This is a genomic window from Emticicia sp. W12TSBA100-4, assembly GCF_040253585.1.
In the GTDB taxonomy this organism is placed as follows: Bacteria; Bacteroidota; Bacteroidia; order Cytophagales; family Spirosomataceae; genus Emticicia.
Genome location: NZ_JBELAU010000015.1, coordinates 46,183 through 60,776, shown reverse-complemented (window position 1 = coordinate 60,776; position 14,594 = coordinate 46,183). Strand labels below are relative to the sequence as shown.

The 14,594-nt window shown below is 38.3% G+C and carries 12 protein-coding genes; 10 read left to right on the top strand and 2 right to left on the bottom strand.

What is annotated here, in order from left to right:
- Positions 1 to 17: 17 nt before the first annotated feature.
- Positions 18 to 2,123 carry a penicillin-binding transpeptidase domain-containing protein gene (locus tag ABR854_RS21085; protein ID WP_350267831.1) on the top strand — a complete coding sequence of 702 codons (2,106 nt, stop codon included), beginning with the start codon at positions 18 to 20 and terminating at the stop codon, positions 2,121 to 2,123.
- A gap of 42 nt (positions 2,124 to 2,165) precedes the next feature.
- A complete protein-coding gene (locus ABR854_RS21080) occupies positions 2,166 to 3,620 on the top strand; it encodes an MptA/MptB family glycosyltransferase (RefSeq protein ID WP_350267830.1) in 1,455 nt (484 codons plus the stop codon).
- Positions 3,621 to 3,642: 22 nt separating this feature from the next.
- Here the strand turns inward: ABR854_RS21080 and ABR854_RS21075 are convergent, their stop codons facing one another.
- Entirely contained in the window at positions 3,643 to 4,617 is a 975-nt protein-coding gene (locus tag ABR854_RS21075; protein WP_350267829.1) for a YpdA family putative bacillithiol disulfide reductase, read from the bottom strand.
- Between the two features lie 167 nt (positions 4,618 to 4,784).
- On the opposite strand from ABR854_RS21075, the gene ABR854_RS21070 reads away from it, so the two are divergent.
- From ABR854_RS21070 to ABR854_RS21055, 4 genes are all read left to right on the top strand, one after another.
- Positions 4,785 to 5,828 (top strand): hypothetical protein, encoded by a 1,044-nt coding sequence (locus ABR854_RS21070; protein ID WP_350267828.1) that lies wholly within the window; start codon positions 4,785 to 4,787, stop codon positions 5,826 to 5,828.
- A gap of 125 nt (positions 5,829 to 5,953) precedes the next feature.
- Entirely contained in the window at positions 5,954 to 7,288 is a 1,335-nt protein-coding gene (rseP, locus tag ABR854_RS21065) for an RIP metalloprotease RseP (protein WP_350267827.1), read from the top strand.
- 44 nt (positions 7,289 to 7,332) lie between these two features.
- On the top strand, positions 7,333 to 7,878 hold the full coding sequence (locus ABR854_RS21060) for a DUF6702 family protein (protein ID WP_350267826.1): 546 nt from the start codon (positions 7,333 to 7,335) through the stop codon (positions 7,876 to 7,878).
- Positions 7,879 to 7,982: 104 nt separating this feature from the next.
- Positions 7,983 to 8,459 (top strand): MarR family winged helix-turn-helix transcriptional regulator, encoded by a 477-nt coding sequence (locus tag ABR854_RS21055; RefSeq protein ID WP_064197703.1) that lies wholly within the window; start codon positions 7,983 to 7,985, stop codon positions 8,457 to 8,459.
- 223 nt (positions 8,460 to 8,682) lie between these two features.
- Here the strand turns inward: ABR854_RS21055 and ABR854_RS21050 are convergent, their stop codons facing one another.
- A complete protein-coding gene (locus tag ABR854_RS21050; RefSeq protein WP_350267824.1) occupies positions 8,683 to 10,020 on the bottom strand; it encodes an Nramp family divalent metal transporter in 1,338 nt (445 codons plus the stop codon).
- A 142-nt stretch (positions 10,021 to 10,162) separates the two neighbouring features.
- Between ABR854_RS21050 and ABR854_RS21045 the strand changes: the two genes are divergently transcribed.
- From ABR854_RS21045 to ABR854_RS21030, 4 genes are all read left to right on the top strand, one after another.
- Positions 10,163 to 10,876, top strand: a complete 714-nt coding sequence (locus tag ABR854_RS21045; protein WP_350267823.1) for a metal-dependent transcriptional regulator — start codon at positions 10,163 to 10,165, stop codon at positions 10,874 to 10,876.
- 104 nt (positions 10,877 to 10,980) lie between these two features.
- The gene (locus tag ABR854_RS21040; RefSeq protein WP_350267822.1) at positions 10,981 to 12,060 is read left to right on the top strand and encodes an LptF/LptG family permease; all 1,080 of its coding nucleotides are present in this window, start codon (positions 10,981 to 10,983) and stop codon (positions 12,058 to 12,060) included.
- A 273-nt stretch (positions 12,061 to 12,333) separates the two neighbouring features.
- Positions 12,334 to 13,530, top strand: a complete 1,197-nt coding sequence (locus tag ABR854_RS21035) for an argininosuccinate synthase (RefSeq protein ID WP_350267821.1) — start codon at positions 12,334 to 12,336, stop codon at positions 13,528 to 13,530.
- Positions 13,531 to 13,663: 133 nt separating this feature from the next.
- Complete coding sequence (locus tag ABR854_RS21030) at positions 13,664 to 14,578, top strand: AraC family transcriptional regulator (RefSeq protein ID WP_350267820.1); 915 nt, start codon at positions 13,664 to 13,666, stop codon at positions 14,576 to 14,578.
- Positions 14,579 to 14,594 lie beyond the last annotated feature (16 nt).

Sequence of the window (14,594 nt, the reverse complement as noted above, 5' to 3'; positions counted from 1 at the left end):
TCGTAAATCAAAAGCTCATGGCACCAAAACGCTCTATACGTGATGAAATCCAGTGGCGTGCTAAAGTCACTTTTGGAATAGTTTTCTTGATTGGCTCATTGGTAGCTGCTCAGATATTTGTGATTCAGGTTTTTCAGAAGAAAAAGTGGATAGGCAAAGTTGAGAAAGTACAACGCAAACCAATGGAAATCAAAGCTCAACGTGGTAATATTTTTGCTGCCGATGGGCGTAGTTTGTTGGCTACTTCTGTACCACGTTATCGGGTTGGTATTGACGTGACTCGTGCAAAACCTGAATACTTTAAGGCAAAAATCGACTCATTAAGTATGTCATTGTCGAATTTCTTTCAAGACCGTTCGGCGGCTGAGTACAAAGAGTTGATTTCAAATGCTCGAAAAGAGAAGAAACTGATTTTTGTTGCTCTGGGAAATCGTTTGGTTGATTATCAAGAACGTCAGAGAATTAAAAAGTTTCATTTTTTCAAGGAAGGGCCAATGAAAGGTGGCGGAAAATTTGAGCAATTGGAGCGTCGGGTGATGCCTTTTGATGATATGGCTTTGCGTTCGATTGGAAAGCTCGACCGCAACACCCAAACCAAAGGAGACTTTGGAATTGAGTTTAGTTTCAATAATTATTTGGCTGGCCGAAATGGCGTTGGATTTTTTCAGCGTTTGGCTGGTGGAGTTTGGAAGCCCGTGAGCGATTCGCCAGAAGTTCGCCCCGAAGCTGGTTTAGATGTCGTTACGACCATTGATGTAAATTATCAAGATATTGTTGAAAGTGCCTTACGTAACCAAGTTATCAGTACCAATGCCAAATACGGTTCGGCCATCGTGATGGAAATTGCTACGGGAGAAATCAAGGCAATTACCAACTTGTCTCGTCGTGGTGGTTCGGATTCGACCAAGAAATTTTATTTAGAAGATTTCAACTATGCCGTTCGTGGTGGAACCGACCCTGGTTCGACTTTCAAACTCGCAACAATGGTAGCGTTGCTCGAAAAAGCAAAACTTGATTTAGATGATAATGCGGGTTTCTGCGATGGGAGCATCATGCACAACAAAACCGAAATGACTTGCTCAGAAGAACACGGAAATCAGACAGTTAGACAGGTTTTTGAGCATTCTTGCAATATTGGCATCTATAATTTGGTCAAAAACCACTTTGGTTTTAACAATGCTGATAATTTTGTTTCTTACCTAACTCGCTTTAAACTCGACCAGCCCGTAGGTTTTCAGCTAAAAGGAGAAACCGAACCGATTATCAAAAATCGTAAAAGTTCGACTTTCAGTAATACAACTATTCCGTGGATGTCGATAGGCTACGAAACTCGTCTTACGCCGCTGCAAATGCTTACTTTCTATAACGCTATTGCTAATAATGGGCATTGGGTACAGCCGTTGATAGTTAAAGAAGTACGTGAAGCCGACCGTATTATCGAAAAATTTGAAGCTAACCAAGACCCAACGCCAATCTGCTCAGAACGCACAGCAAAACTTGCCCAAGAAATGATGAAAGGTGTAGTAGAAAACGGTACGGCTCAGAATATCAACACTGGTTTTTGTAAAGTAGCAGGAAAAACAGGAACTTCTCGTAAGCGTGAAAATGGTTACGTGAAAAACCAATATTATACGGCATTTATTGGCTTTTTTCCAGCCGATAATCCAAAGTATAGTTGTGCAGTAATCATTGATGAGCCGCAAGGTGTAAATCTTTATGCCCGTGATGTGGCTGCACCAGTTTTTAGAACCATTGCCGATAAGATTTTTGCGTATGATGTAGCTCTGCATCCTGCCAAAAATAAACCATCGAATATTCAGAAAATCGAAATGCAAGAACAAGCTGGTTATGCTGAAGATTTTCGTACGGTTGGAGAAGAATTGGGCTTACAAAATGCTCCAAGTAGTGCAGGTTGGGTAAAAGCATCGAAAAATGGCAACACGATTACGTGGAAAAAAGTCAATGATGATAGCAAAGATTTACCAAATGTAGGTGGAATGACTCTGCGAGATGCCATGCACATTCTTGAAAACAAAGGTTTCAGAGTTCGCTATTCGGGACTTGGAAAAGTAGCCGAATTTGCTATTGTACAGCCAAAAGTAGTAGCTTTGGTTTTGAAATAAGTTGTACGACAATTTTCTAAATTGTCATTGTGTTGATAACAAGTGATAAAGAAAACATCATTAGTCTTAGCTTTTTCATGCCTTCTAATTTGGCTCGGATATTTCACGCCACGCCAATCGTTTGGGCAATTAATTAGCTTATTTTCAGTACTTTTTGTTGTATATTTTTTCTTGGTAAAAACATTCAAAAACGCTCGTGAAGTAATCTTCTTGGGCGTTTTTTTTCGTTTGCTTTTGTTGTTTGCAGTTCCTGCTTTATCCGATGATTTTTACCGCTTTGTGTGGGATGGTCGTTTGCTTTTCAATGGTATAAATCCTTACACGATTTTACCTAAGGACTTCATTCAAACTGTTGATTTTCAAAGAATTATCGCAGACAAATCGATTTTTGAAAAACTAAATTCTCCAAATTATTACACGGTTTATCCGCCGCTCAACCAGCTCTTTTTTGCCGCTTCGGCCGCTTTATCACAAGGAAGTTTATTTGGAAATGTGATTGCTTTGAGAATATTTATTCTTTTGGCAGAGGTGGGAGTTTTAGTTTCCCCTCCTTTTTTCAAGGAGGGGTGTCCTGACAAAGTCGGACGGGGTGGTTTTGGGCCTATTGATGCTTTAAAAAATGCACACTTGGAACAGACCACCCCGTCAAAATTCGACTTCGTCAGAATTTTGCCACCGAAGCGTCGGTCGCCCCTCCTTCAAAAGGAGGGGAAACTAAAAATAGAATCATGTAACCCTGTCAAAAGGATGGCTTTATACGCCTTCAACCCCTTAATCATCATCGAACTAACAGGTAATTTGCACTTTGAAGGAGTAGTAATGTGCTTTTTGGTTTTGGCTTTTTATGTGGGAGTAAAGAACCGAAAATCGTTAGTGTTCAGTAGCTTTTTGTTTGCATGTGCGGTCTGTGTAAAGATGTTGCCACTTATTTTTATTCCTTTGATTATCAGACAATTGGGTTGGGAAAAAGGAGTTACTTATGCCGTTTTGGTTGGAATATTTACTACATTGTTTTTTCTGCCATTTCTCGACCGAATGCTTATCGAAAAACTCTTTTCGAGTGTAAATCTTTACTTTCAAAAGTTTGAGTTTAATGCCAGCATTTATTATTTAGTACGTGCCGTTGGCTTCAAGATTTTCGGCTATAATATTATCGGAACGGCGGGGAAAATCATGGCATTTTTGACATTTTCAGGAGTGCTTCTCATTTCGTGGAAATGCAAAAACCTGTTTGTAGGAGCGTTGGCTATTCTGACGCTTTATTTCGCAATGGCAACCACCGTTCATCCGTGGTATGTAACCAATCTTTTGGTGATTGCCATTTTTACGAGTTTCCGTTATCCAATTGTCTGGTCATATACTATTTTTCTCAGCTATGCCACTTATCAGACCAATCTCTATCGAGAAAACCTTTGGTTGGTTACACTTGAATATTTATTGGTTTTCGGAATGTTGATTTATGAATTAAGAAATAACTTCGGTATAAATCAAAAATGATATTTTTTATTCAATCAATCTATCATTCAAAATTGGATTTTATCTTCTGAATAATTTTTTCAGCATGAACTCTTGAATTCTCTATGAATAGACTGTGGGTATTCATTCCGCCACAAATTACGCCTGCGAGATAAATATTTGGCAGATTTGTCTCCATGCTGTGTTCGTCGTATTGCGGTTTCATAATTTCATCGGCTGAAAGATGAATGCCTATTTTTCTTAAAAAATCAAGATTGGGTTGGTAGCCAGTCATCGAAATCACCCAATCGTTTTCAACTGTAACCAAACCTTCAGGAGTTTTTACGATAACCGAATCTTCGGTAATTTCTTCTACTTCCGAATTGAAATAAGCCTTTATCGAACCTTCCTTAATTCGATTTTCAATATCGGGTTTTGCCCAATATTTTACTCGTTCTCCCACCCCCTCGCCTCTAATAACCATCGTTACATCGGCACCTTTTCGCCAAGTTTCGAGAGCTGCATCAACCGCCGAATTGTTTGCTCCAACTACCAATACCTTCTGAAAAGCATAAAAATGTGGTTCTGTATAATAGTGCGTTACTTTTGGCAATTCTTCGCCTTTTACGCCCATTTTATGTGGGATGTCATAAAAACCCGATGCAATCACTACGTGCGTAGCTTCATACGTTTTCTTGCGAGTTTGCACTAAATAGTTTTCATCCGATTTTGTCACTTCCGAAACTTCTTCAAACAACCGAACATTGAGTTTTCGATGAATCGCTACTCGACGGTAATACTCGAGTGCTTCACTACGAGTTGGTTTCGCATTGTTTGATACAAAAGGCACATCGCCAATTTCCAACCGTTCCGATGTACTGAAAAAGGTCATATTTGCTGGATAATTATAAAGCGAATTGACCAAACATCCTTTCTCCAGAATCAAATAATTTAAACCCGCTTTTTGGGCTTCAAGTCCGCACGCAAGGCCAATCGGCCCGCCACCAATAATAATAATGTCGTATTTTTGAGTATTCATTAGTCAAAATTAATATCTATTGTCTCGTGTCTCAGGGCTTTTGTCTGTTAAGAAACAACAAAGTTTTCACTAAAATTCGTTCTTTTTGCTAAAACTATGCTAATTTTGAAAGTAGTTTCGTTAAAGAAAATCAGGAAGCAACATTTTTGAATCAATTACTTATTTCTATGAGGTTATTTTTTGCCTTGTTGCTCAGTTTGTTTGTTCGGATTGCTGTTGCACAAGATGTAAATTTTGTAAAAGTCTATCATCCTTTGATCAATAAAGCTGAATTATTGGTGGTTGATGCCAATTATAAAGCGGCTCTCGAAAACTACCAACAAGCTTTTGCGGCAGTACCACGTGGCTTTATGAAAGATTATTTCAATGCCGCAGTTTGTGCTACATATTTGGGCGATGCCACCAATACTTACAAATATTTACTTGAAGTGGCAGGAAAAGGTATAAGTCTTGATTTTATTAAAGATGAAACCGCTTTTATGGGTATTCAGCAAGACCCAAATTGGCGTAATTTTGAGAAAGAATATTTGGCAAAAAAGCGTGAATTTGACCAGAAAATCAACAAAGGATTAAAAGATAAATTGGCGAAAATAGTTGAGCGTGACCAGTGGTTTAGGGTACGAGGGGCAGAGGCTTTTGCCGATACTATTGTGAAAATTGACCGCCAAAATGCAACCGAACTTGATTATATTTTTGATAGATATGGCTTTCCAGGAGAAGATGCGATTGGCTGTGGCGATGGTGGAATGCCGATAATTCAATATCCATTCTATACCGTTATTCGTCGTCAAACGCCTGAAAATCAGACAATTAATTTTTCTAATTATTTGATGGCAGCCGTAAGAAATGGCAAAACTTCTCCGCATTCGGCTACGCACATCATGGCAACAATCAATGGTAATGATGTGTTTTTTGCCCGACACGTATTCAAAATTTTAACTGATGAATCGCTCGCAATGCAGGGAAAACCCTTTGCAGTGAAGCTAAATAAGTGGGTTTTTAGGCAAATTGATAAGGTTGATGAACAAAGAATCAACGAAATGCGTTTGCAAAATGGGATGGAGACGCTAGAAGAATATCGAAAAAAGATCCTTTTTTCGGTCAATGACAATCGTTTTTTGTTTCCTTATCGTTCATATATCGGAATGTGGTCAGTTAATGACCCAAATATCGCCGCCGATTATCTGGAAGGAACGGTGGTTTTGGAGTAAAGTTTAGTAAAGAGAAACTTCTCCCTCCTTGAAAAAAGGAGGAGAAGTAAAAAAAAATATTATATTTTTCATAATTAAAAAACTGATTTAGGCTAAAACCAAATCAAACAAATCAACGTCAACTAATGGCAATTTTAACAATGATTGGTCAGCTTTTGCTGGCATTGACTATTTTGGTCGGATTACACGAATTTGGACACTTTATTTTTGCTCGTATTTTCGGTATTAGAGTTAATAAATTTTATATTTTCTTCGATTTCCTTTTTCCATTGCCCAATGTATTAAACTTTGCCTTGTGGAAAAAGAAAAGTGGTGATACTGAATACGGTTTAGGTTGGTTTCCGTTGGGTGGCTATGTGGACATTGCGGGAATGGTTGATGAAACCAAAGACGCTTCGCAGCTTGCGGCTGTGCCTGAACCTTACGAGTTTCGCTCAAAACCAGCTTGGCAACGCCTTTTTGTAATGTTAGGTGGAATTATTGTGAATATTATCCTTGGAGTCTTGATTTTCTGGGGCGTAAAATACTATTGGGGTGAAGAATATTATTCGAAAGCAGAAGTAAACAAATTGGGCTATTATGCACACCCGTTAGCACAAGAAATTGGATTGAAAACTGGCGATAAAATTATCAAAGTAAATGGTGAAGATTATGAATCTTCGGGCGATGTGCGTGCGGCATTGATGCAAGAAAATACCAACTTTACGATTGAGCGTAATGGTGAAGTAAAAGAGATTCCAGTACCAAACGATTTGATTGATAAAGTAGCCAGCAAAGTACCTTTCATGGAGCCAATTTTGCCTTTCAAAGTGGGTAAAATTGCTGATGGAATGCCCGCTGGAGCGGCAGGTTTGAAAGAAGGTGATAAAATTGTAAAAATTGATAGCACTCCGATTGTTTGTTTCCAAGATTTTCAAGCGGCAATCAAGAAACAAGCTGGCAAAAAAGTTGAGCTGACCGTTGAGCGTGGAAACCAAACTGTCAAAATAAATCCAACAGTAACTGAAGAAGGAACAATTGGTTTTACTTCAGAAATGACCCTTACTTCAAGCAAACGCACACTTTCGTTTGGTGAGTCATTCATCACAGGAGCGAAAGATGCACTTTCGGTGATTCCGAATCAAATTCAAGGATTTGGTAGAATCTTCAAAGGACATATTTCGGCAGGAAATGCCGTAAGTGGCCCAGTTGGTTTGGCTCAAATGTATGGTAAGTCATGGGATTGGGAAAGGTTTTGGGGTTTAACTGGTTTATTATCAATGGGTTTGGCCTTTATGAATGCCTTGCCGATTCCTGCCCTCGACGGTGGACACGTTTTAGTATTACTTTACGAAATGATTACACGCCGCAAGCCATCAGAAAAATTCATGGAACGCACCCAACAAGTAGGTACATTCATCTTATTGACGTTGATGGTGCTTGTTTTGTTTAATGATACTTTTAAGGCTTTGTTTAAATAGCCCCCCCTGCCCCCGATGGGGGAGTTATTATACGATTTTCTAAAATGATAAAGATATTTTTGGCATTTTTTGCTTTGACAAACCTACTTTCCGTTAGGAAAGTAGAAAAAGCTCCCCCATCGGGGCGGTTCGACGTTTCGATGGGGGGGGCTGCTCACGCCTTTCATACTTCTTTGACCGAAATTCAGTATAACGCCAAAGAGAAATCCTTGGAGATAAGTATCCGAATGTTTACTGATGATTTAGAAACTGCCTTGACAAAAGCCAATAATGGGCAGAAGGTTATGGTAGGAGGGAAGAATGATAATAGCGATGCCATCTTGAATAAATACGTGCAGCAGCACTTTGCTATCTTGGTTTCGCAAAAGCAAAAAAGAGCGATGACTGTCTTGGGAAAAGAAACCGAAGGTGATGCTACTTGGGTTTATGTAGAAATACCTAATGCACAGGATTTTAAAGGAAATATCCTCTACAATAACATTATGCAGGAGCTTTTTGATGACCAAACTAATCTCGTAAATTTCCTTCAACCAAATGGGAAGAAAACGTATGTTTTCAATGCAAAAACCAAAATTGCTGAGATTGAATAGCAATCATGTAAAAATATAAAGTTTTAGTAGAAAAAATCACAGAACAGTATGCCTGCATACTGTTTTTTTGTTACTTTTGTGTAGGTTCGAAGCAAAAAACACCAATGAAAAAGGAAAAAACGATAGATTTCTACATAAAATGGGCGTGGCATTCAATTTCAAGAATGTACAATGCCTATGCGAATCCCAACGATATGACGATGGCGATTGGCTATGTGTTGCTAAATATTGACTCAGAAAAAGGTACACCTGCCACAAAAATTGGTCCTTCGATTGGAATGGAGCCCCGAAGCCTAACCAGAATGCTAAAAACGTTGGAAGAAAAGGGCTGGATTTACCGTGAAATTGACCCCGATGATAAGCGTTTTGTAAGAGTATTTTTAACCGAAGAAGGCCGCAAAAAGAGAAATTTTTCTCGTGAAGGAGTAATCATTTTCAATAAAATGATTCAAGAGCAAATTCCTGCTGAGAAATTGGCCGTTTTTTTTGAGGTAATTAAAGAAATTAATCGAATTGTTGATGAAGAAAATAGCAAAACAAAAGAAAACCTAATCTTAGAAAACGAAATACTACTCAAGTAGGTAGTATTACAATTATTGTAGTTTTGATAACATGGGTTCCAAAATTTTTTATCAATATAAGCAAGGTATTTGCTCTTTATTTGGTAAAGAAGGTGGATTTACTCTAAAATAATATTTAAAAAACTCTAAACTTCAGACTCTGAATTTGTTGTTACAATGTCATCAAAATATAAGAGACAGAGCATTACCCTGTCTCTACTACTGACAAACTATATTTTTCTCCTCAAAACATCGTATCAAACAACAAATAACTATTCAAGGCGATAATGATAATTGTAACTACCCAAGCTGTGTATTTTACATAGGCAGGATTTACAAATTCGCCCATTTTTAGTTTATCGGATGTGAACATTACCAAAGGGACAACAGCAAAACTCAACTGCAAAGATAATATCACTTGGCTTAGTACGAGTAGGTCGGAAGTGCCTTTGTCTCCGTAAATAATTGCTACGATCAAAGCTGGCACGATGGCTAAAAGTCGAGTAATCAATCGTCGAAGCCACGGTTTTAGTTGAATATTTAAGAAACCCTCCATCACGATTTGCCCAGCAAGAGTACCTGTGAGTGTCGAGTTTTGTCCAGCCGCTAACAGGGCAACAGCAAAGAAAAGCCCTGCCAATTTTACACCCAAAATTGGGTCGAGCAACATATAAGCATCGGTAATATCGGCTACCTCTTTGTTTCCTGTGAAGTGAAAAGTTGCGGCGGCCATAATCAAAATAGCGGCATTGATAAAGAATGCAATAAACAACGAAGCCGTAGAATCAATAGTTGCATATTTAATAGCACTTTTCTTGGCGGCGTGTGTGTTTTCTATCTTGCGGGTTTGAATAATGCTCGAATGTAAATACAAATTATGAGGCATCACGGTAGCTCCCAAAATCCCGATGGCAATGTAGAGCATTTCGGGGTTGGTCACAATCTGGCTACTCGGAATCAAACCTTTTGTAACTGCTACAAAATCGGGTTGAGATGCCAAAATTTCGTAGCCAAAGCATAGTAAAATTATCAAAATCAACCCTCCAACAATTACTTCAATGATGCGGAAACCTTTGTTTTGGAGGAATAATATAAAAATTACGTCGATGGCCGTTATCAGAATTCCGTAAGTTAATGGAATACTAAAGAGCAAATTAAGAGCAACTGCCGCTCCGATGACCTCGGCCAAATCACAGGCGGCAATGGCAACCTCGGCCAAAATCCACAAAATAAATGATACTGGTTTTGAGTAAGAATCTCGACAAGCCTGTGCCAAATCTCTACCCGTGGCAATGCCCAGTTTGAGCGATAAATGCTGCAAAAGCATCGCAAAAAGATTAGAAATTAGAATAACTGAGAGTAGCGTATAGCCAAATTTTGCACCTCCAGCAATATCGGTTGCCCAGTTGCCAGGGTCCATATAGCCAACGGCAACCATCAATCCGGGGCCAATAAAAGCTGACATTTTTTTCCAAAAACTTCCTTTTGTATGAACCGTAATGCTTCCGTGAACTTCTGGTAGTGAAAGACTACTCGTCGTCGAACGCCATGCTTTATTTTTTATGTCAATGTTTTTTTCCATTTGCTGTAAATCCAAAAATTTCAATACAAACATAAAACAAAAAGTTTGTCAATCAAAATATATTTTTAGGTTAGTCTAAAATTTTGTTTGATTAGGCTAAAAATGTACTTTTGTTTAGTGGTTGGCTATTGGCTTTTAGCTTATGGCTATTTTCTTTAACTATCGTCTATCGACTGTGGACAATCAACTTATCTCTTTTACCGAAGAAAATTATTTAAAAATCATCTATTTACTTACCGAACGATACAACGGTAATGAGGTGAGTACCAATCAGTTGGCTGAACACACGCAGACCAAAGCGGCTTCGGTGTCGGATATGCTACGCAAATTGGCCGAGAAAAATTATATAAATTATCGTAAGTATCAGGGTGTTACGCTCACCGAAGCAGGCGAGCAAATTGCTTTGGGGGTGATTAGAAAACACCGTCTGTGGGAAGTTTTTTTGGTAGAAAAACTGGGTTTTGGCTGGGACGAAATTCATGATATTGCCGAGCAACTCGAACATATTGACTCGAAAGAATTGACCAAACGTTTAGATGATTTCTTGGAAAATCCAAAATTTGACCCCCATGGAGACCCAATTCCTGATGCAAAGGGCAAAATGCCTTCGGTGAGTTATCTGAAACTTTCAGAGATTCCGCTCAATCAATCGGTGGTTATGATGGGAGTTTCTGTGCATTCACCTGCTTTTCTGCAACACCTTGATAAACAACAGATTACGCTCGGGTGCGACCTAAAAGTTTTGGAAATAAGTGATTTTGATAAATCGTATGGTTTGCTTCTGAACAATGACATAAGACTTTTTGTGAGTAATGAAGTAGCGAGAAATTTATTGGTGCAAGTGCAGAATTCTTGACAGTGAGTGTTAATACTTCTTAATAAAGCCATTAGAAAATCTACAATGCGTACCTTTGCATTATTAATTAAAAATTATCTAATTCCCCTTTAGGGGTTAGGGGTATGAATATTCTCGATAAATATTTAATCAAACGTTTTCTGAAAACATACTTTTTTGCGGTTTTGGTCATCGTGCTTATCATCATGGTGATTGACTTCGTAGAAAAAAACGATGACTTTATTCAGAAAAATGCTCCGATGCGAGCTATTTTGCTTTCATATTATGCCAATCTTGCCCCATATTGGGCAAACTATATCAGTCCGTTGATGATTTTTATCTCAACGGTTTTCTTCACAGCCCAGATGGCCGCCCACACCGAAATCGTAGCCATTTTGAGTAGTGGCACGAGTTTTCGCAGATTGATGCTTCCATATTTTGTGGCTTCTTCGATGGTAGCAATTTTATCGTTTGTGATGGTTGGTTGGATTTTGCCAAAAGCCAATAAAGTCAGGCTGGGGTTTGAGGCTACGTACATCAACGATAAATTTTACTTCTCCGACCGAGATTTTCATACGGCCGTTGCTCCGAATACCTACGCCTACATGTCGAGCTATAATAACGAAACCAAAACTGGCTATGATTTTACGCTCGAAAAAATCGCTGATAATAAGCTAATTGAAAAACTTTCGGCTAAACGAATCGAGTGGAATGACAGCACCAAACGCTGGAAAATTTCTGACTATAAGATTCGCACGTTGGGCATCATGAAAGATAAACTCATTTATAATACGGCAACAAAAGATACGGTTATTAATCTTTCACCGAGTGATTTTGAGAGCGACCGCAACGTTTATGAAACCTTTACGATTCCAGAATTACGCCAACGAATTGAGCTAATTCGGAGTCGAGGAGCTGAGGGAATCGAATCTTTTGAAATTGAACTTTACCAACGAATCGTTACGCCTTTTGCCGTAATTATCTTGTCCTTAATGGGCTTGATTGTATCGGCACGAAAGGCTCGTGGTGGAGTTGGTTTTCAGATTGCCATCGGGTTTGTGCTGGCATTTGTTTATATTTTATTCTTCATCATGTCGAAAGGCATTGCCGAATCGGGCAATATGCCAGCAATGTTGGCCGTTTGGCTACCCAATATTGTTTTTTCTTGCATCGGTACGATTATGTATTTTACCGTTCCTCGATAATTTTGAATGAGTGCATGAATGAATGACAGAATAAATATTACTGAAAATCAAAACATTCTATCATTCAATCACTCAAAATTAGTTTTATTTGAATAGTACAATAATTTTAAATATTATTCGAGATTTCACATTAATAAGTCCTATTTTTGCGTAAAATTTTGTTGTGTTTCTGAAGAAAACTTCAAAAAAGCTGAATTTCAGAAGCTGAATCTTCAAAAATTCTTAATTCTTAATTTATAATTCTTAATTTTCTGGCTTTGCCAGTTTGGGCTTATGAAAGTTGTTTTGGCATACAGTGGAGGTTTGGATACCTCTTTTTGTGTAAAATATTTGACCGAAGAATTAGGTCATGAAGTTCACTCAGTATTAGTTGATACGGGCGGATTTACGGAAGCAGAAATGAAGGATATTGAAACCAAAGCCTACGAATTGGGAGTAAAAAACCACTACACGGCTCGTATGGTTGATGAATATTACCAAAAATGTATTCGTTATTTGGTTTATGGCAATATCCTAAAAAATAATACTTATCCACTTTCGGTGAGTGCCGAGCGTATGTTTCAGGCAGTTGCGGTGGCTGAATATGCTAAGCAAATCGGTGCCGAAGCCGTAGCTCACGGAAGTACAGGTGCAGGAAACGACCAAGTGCGTTTCGATATGGTTTTCAGAATCGTATTGCCAAATGCACAAATCATTACGCCGATTAGAGATTTGAAATTATCTCGTGAGGCTGAAATTGAATTCTTGAAGTCGAAAGGTGTGGTGCGTGAGTGGCACAAAGCGGCTTACTCAATCAATAAAGGTTTGTGGGGAACTTCGGTTGGTGGTCGTGAAACACTAAATTCGTATGAATTTTTACCAGAAAGTGCCTTCCCAACACAAGTAACTAAAACCGCAACCGAAGAAATCTCTCTACAATTTGTAAATGGAGAATTGAAAGGTGTAGCTGGTGAAAGTTTTGAAAACCCAGTTGATGCTATTCGTAAATTATCAGAATTGGCTTCTCCTTACGGCATCGGGCGTGATATTCACGTAGGCGATACCATCATTGGTATCAAAGGACGTGTAGGTTTCGAGGCTGCCGCTCCATTGATTATCATTAAAGCTCACCATTTACTCGAAAAGCACGTACTATCGAAATGGCAACAATATTGGAAGCAAAACTTGGCTGAATGGTACGGAATGATGCTTCACGAAGGTCAATTCTTAGAGCCGTTGATGCGTGATATTGAGAAATTCTTAGAAAGTATGCAGTCGCACGTAAGTGGCGAAGTTCGTGTGCATTTAGCACCGTATAACTTCCAATTATTGGGTATTAAATCTGACTATGATTTGATGTCGCCAGTATTTGGTAGCTACGGCGAAATGAACAATGCTTGGAGCGGAGATGACGTAAGAGGTTTCTCGAAAATCATGTCGAACCAAGTGATGATTCACCAAAAAATCGCAGAATTGGCTGAGAATAAGTAAATAGTCCACTGTCGATGGACAATAGTAGGAAGTATAGTAAACGTTCTACAATAATATTTCAGAGTTATAAAATGGGCATACGTTTTTGGCGTATGCCTATTTTTTTAGTCTTTTGTATAAAAAATCAAGAAACTTGGCAAAGAATAGAATCAAAACACATAATACAGAAGCGTTTCGGGAAGAATATATAAAACCCGAAATCGCCCAAAAACAAATGCTAAAAGCAGATTTTGGGAAGTTTTTTCTTGTCAAGGTAGAAGATTTAATACGACTCATCAAACTACCTGTACCACCTTCACGAGCTACTACACACTCGTTTATTTATCTTACAGAAGGAGAAGCCAACATGACAATAGGTAGTCAATCTTACAAGATTTTCAAAGATGAATGTCTAATTGTTCCAGCGGGTCAAGTCTATTCTTTTGCCAAACACGACATCAACAAAGGGTTTCTTTGTAATTTTCATAACGATTTCATTATAGGCAAATTTGGTAAAAATGAACTGTTAAAAGAATTTGAGTTTCTGAATGTTTGGGGAAATCCAACAATTAAATTAGATGAACAAACCTCTGGTTTTGTTCGGATGCTTTTCGAGCGAATTTTTCGTGATTATTCACAAAATGGGCTGAACAATATCGAAATTATCCAATCTTATTTTATCGCATTACTCTGTGAAATCAATCGGGTGTATCAACCACTTTCAAACAGTCATCAAACCTCAGCTATATCTCTCATCAATAAATTCAAAGAATTACTCTTTATTCATATCAAAACCAAGCATTTAGTAAGCGATTACGCCGAGTTACTTAATATAAGTCCTAATCATTTGAATAAAATTGCTAAGACAATTACTGGAAAATCTCCGACCAAATGGATTGATGAAGCAATTGTATTGGAAGCGAAAGTATTGCTCTATCAAACCACGCTTTCTATCAGCGAAGTAGCCGCCGAAATTGGCATTTTCGACCAATCTTATTTTAGTCGACTTTTCAAAAAATATGAAGGAGTGAGTCCGTTGACTTTTAGGAAAATGATTGAAAAATCCTAAAATTAGATTTACTCGT

Excerpts from the sequence above, each read along its gene's own strand:
- ABR854_RS21055 (WP_064197703.1), top strand. The coding sequence starts at position 7,983 with ATGAAAAAGGAAAAAACGATAGATTTCTACATAAAATGGGCGTGGCAT.
- ABR854_RS21075 (WP_350267829.1), bottom strand. The coding sequence starts at position 4,617 with ATGAATACTCAAAAATACGACATTATTATTATTGGTGGCGGGCCGATT.
- ABR854_RS21040 (WP_350267822.1), top strand. The coding sequence starts at position 10,981 with ATGAATATTCTCGATAAATATTTAATCAAACGTTTTCTGAAAACATAC.
- ABR854_RS21050 (WP_350267824.1), bottom strand. The coding sequence starts at position 10,020 with ATGGAAAAAAACATTGACATAAAAAATAAAGCATGGCGTTCGACGACG.
- rseP (WP_350267827.1), top strand. The coding sequence starts at position 5,954 with ATGGCAATTTTAACAATGATTGGTCAGCTTTTGCTGGCATTGACTATT.
- ABR854_RS21085 (WP_350267831.1), top strand. The coding sequence starts at position 18 with ATGGCACCAAAACGCTCTATACGTGATGAAATCCAGTGGCGTGCTAAA.
- ABR854_RS21045 (WP_350267823.1), top strand. The coding sequence starts at position 10,163 with ATGGCTATTTTCTTTAACTATCGTCTATCGACTGTGGACAATCAACTT.
- ABR854_RS21060 (WP_350267826.1), top strand. The coding sequence starts at position 7,333 with ATGATAAAGATATTTTTGGCATTTTTTGCTTTGACAAACCTACTTTCC.
- ABR854_RS21035 (WP_350267821.1), top strand. The coding sequence starts at position 12,334 with ATGAAAGTTGTTTTGGCATACAGTGGAGGTTTGGATACCTCTTTTTGT.
- ABR854_RS21070 (WP_350267828.1), top strand. The coding sequence starts at position 4,785 with ATGAGGTTATTTTTTGCCTTGTTGCTCAGTTTGTTTGTTCGGATTGCT.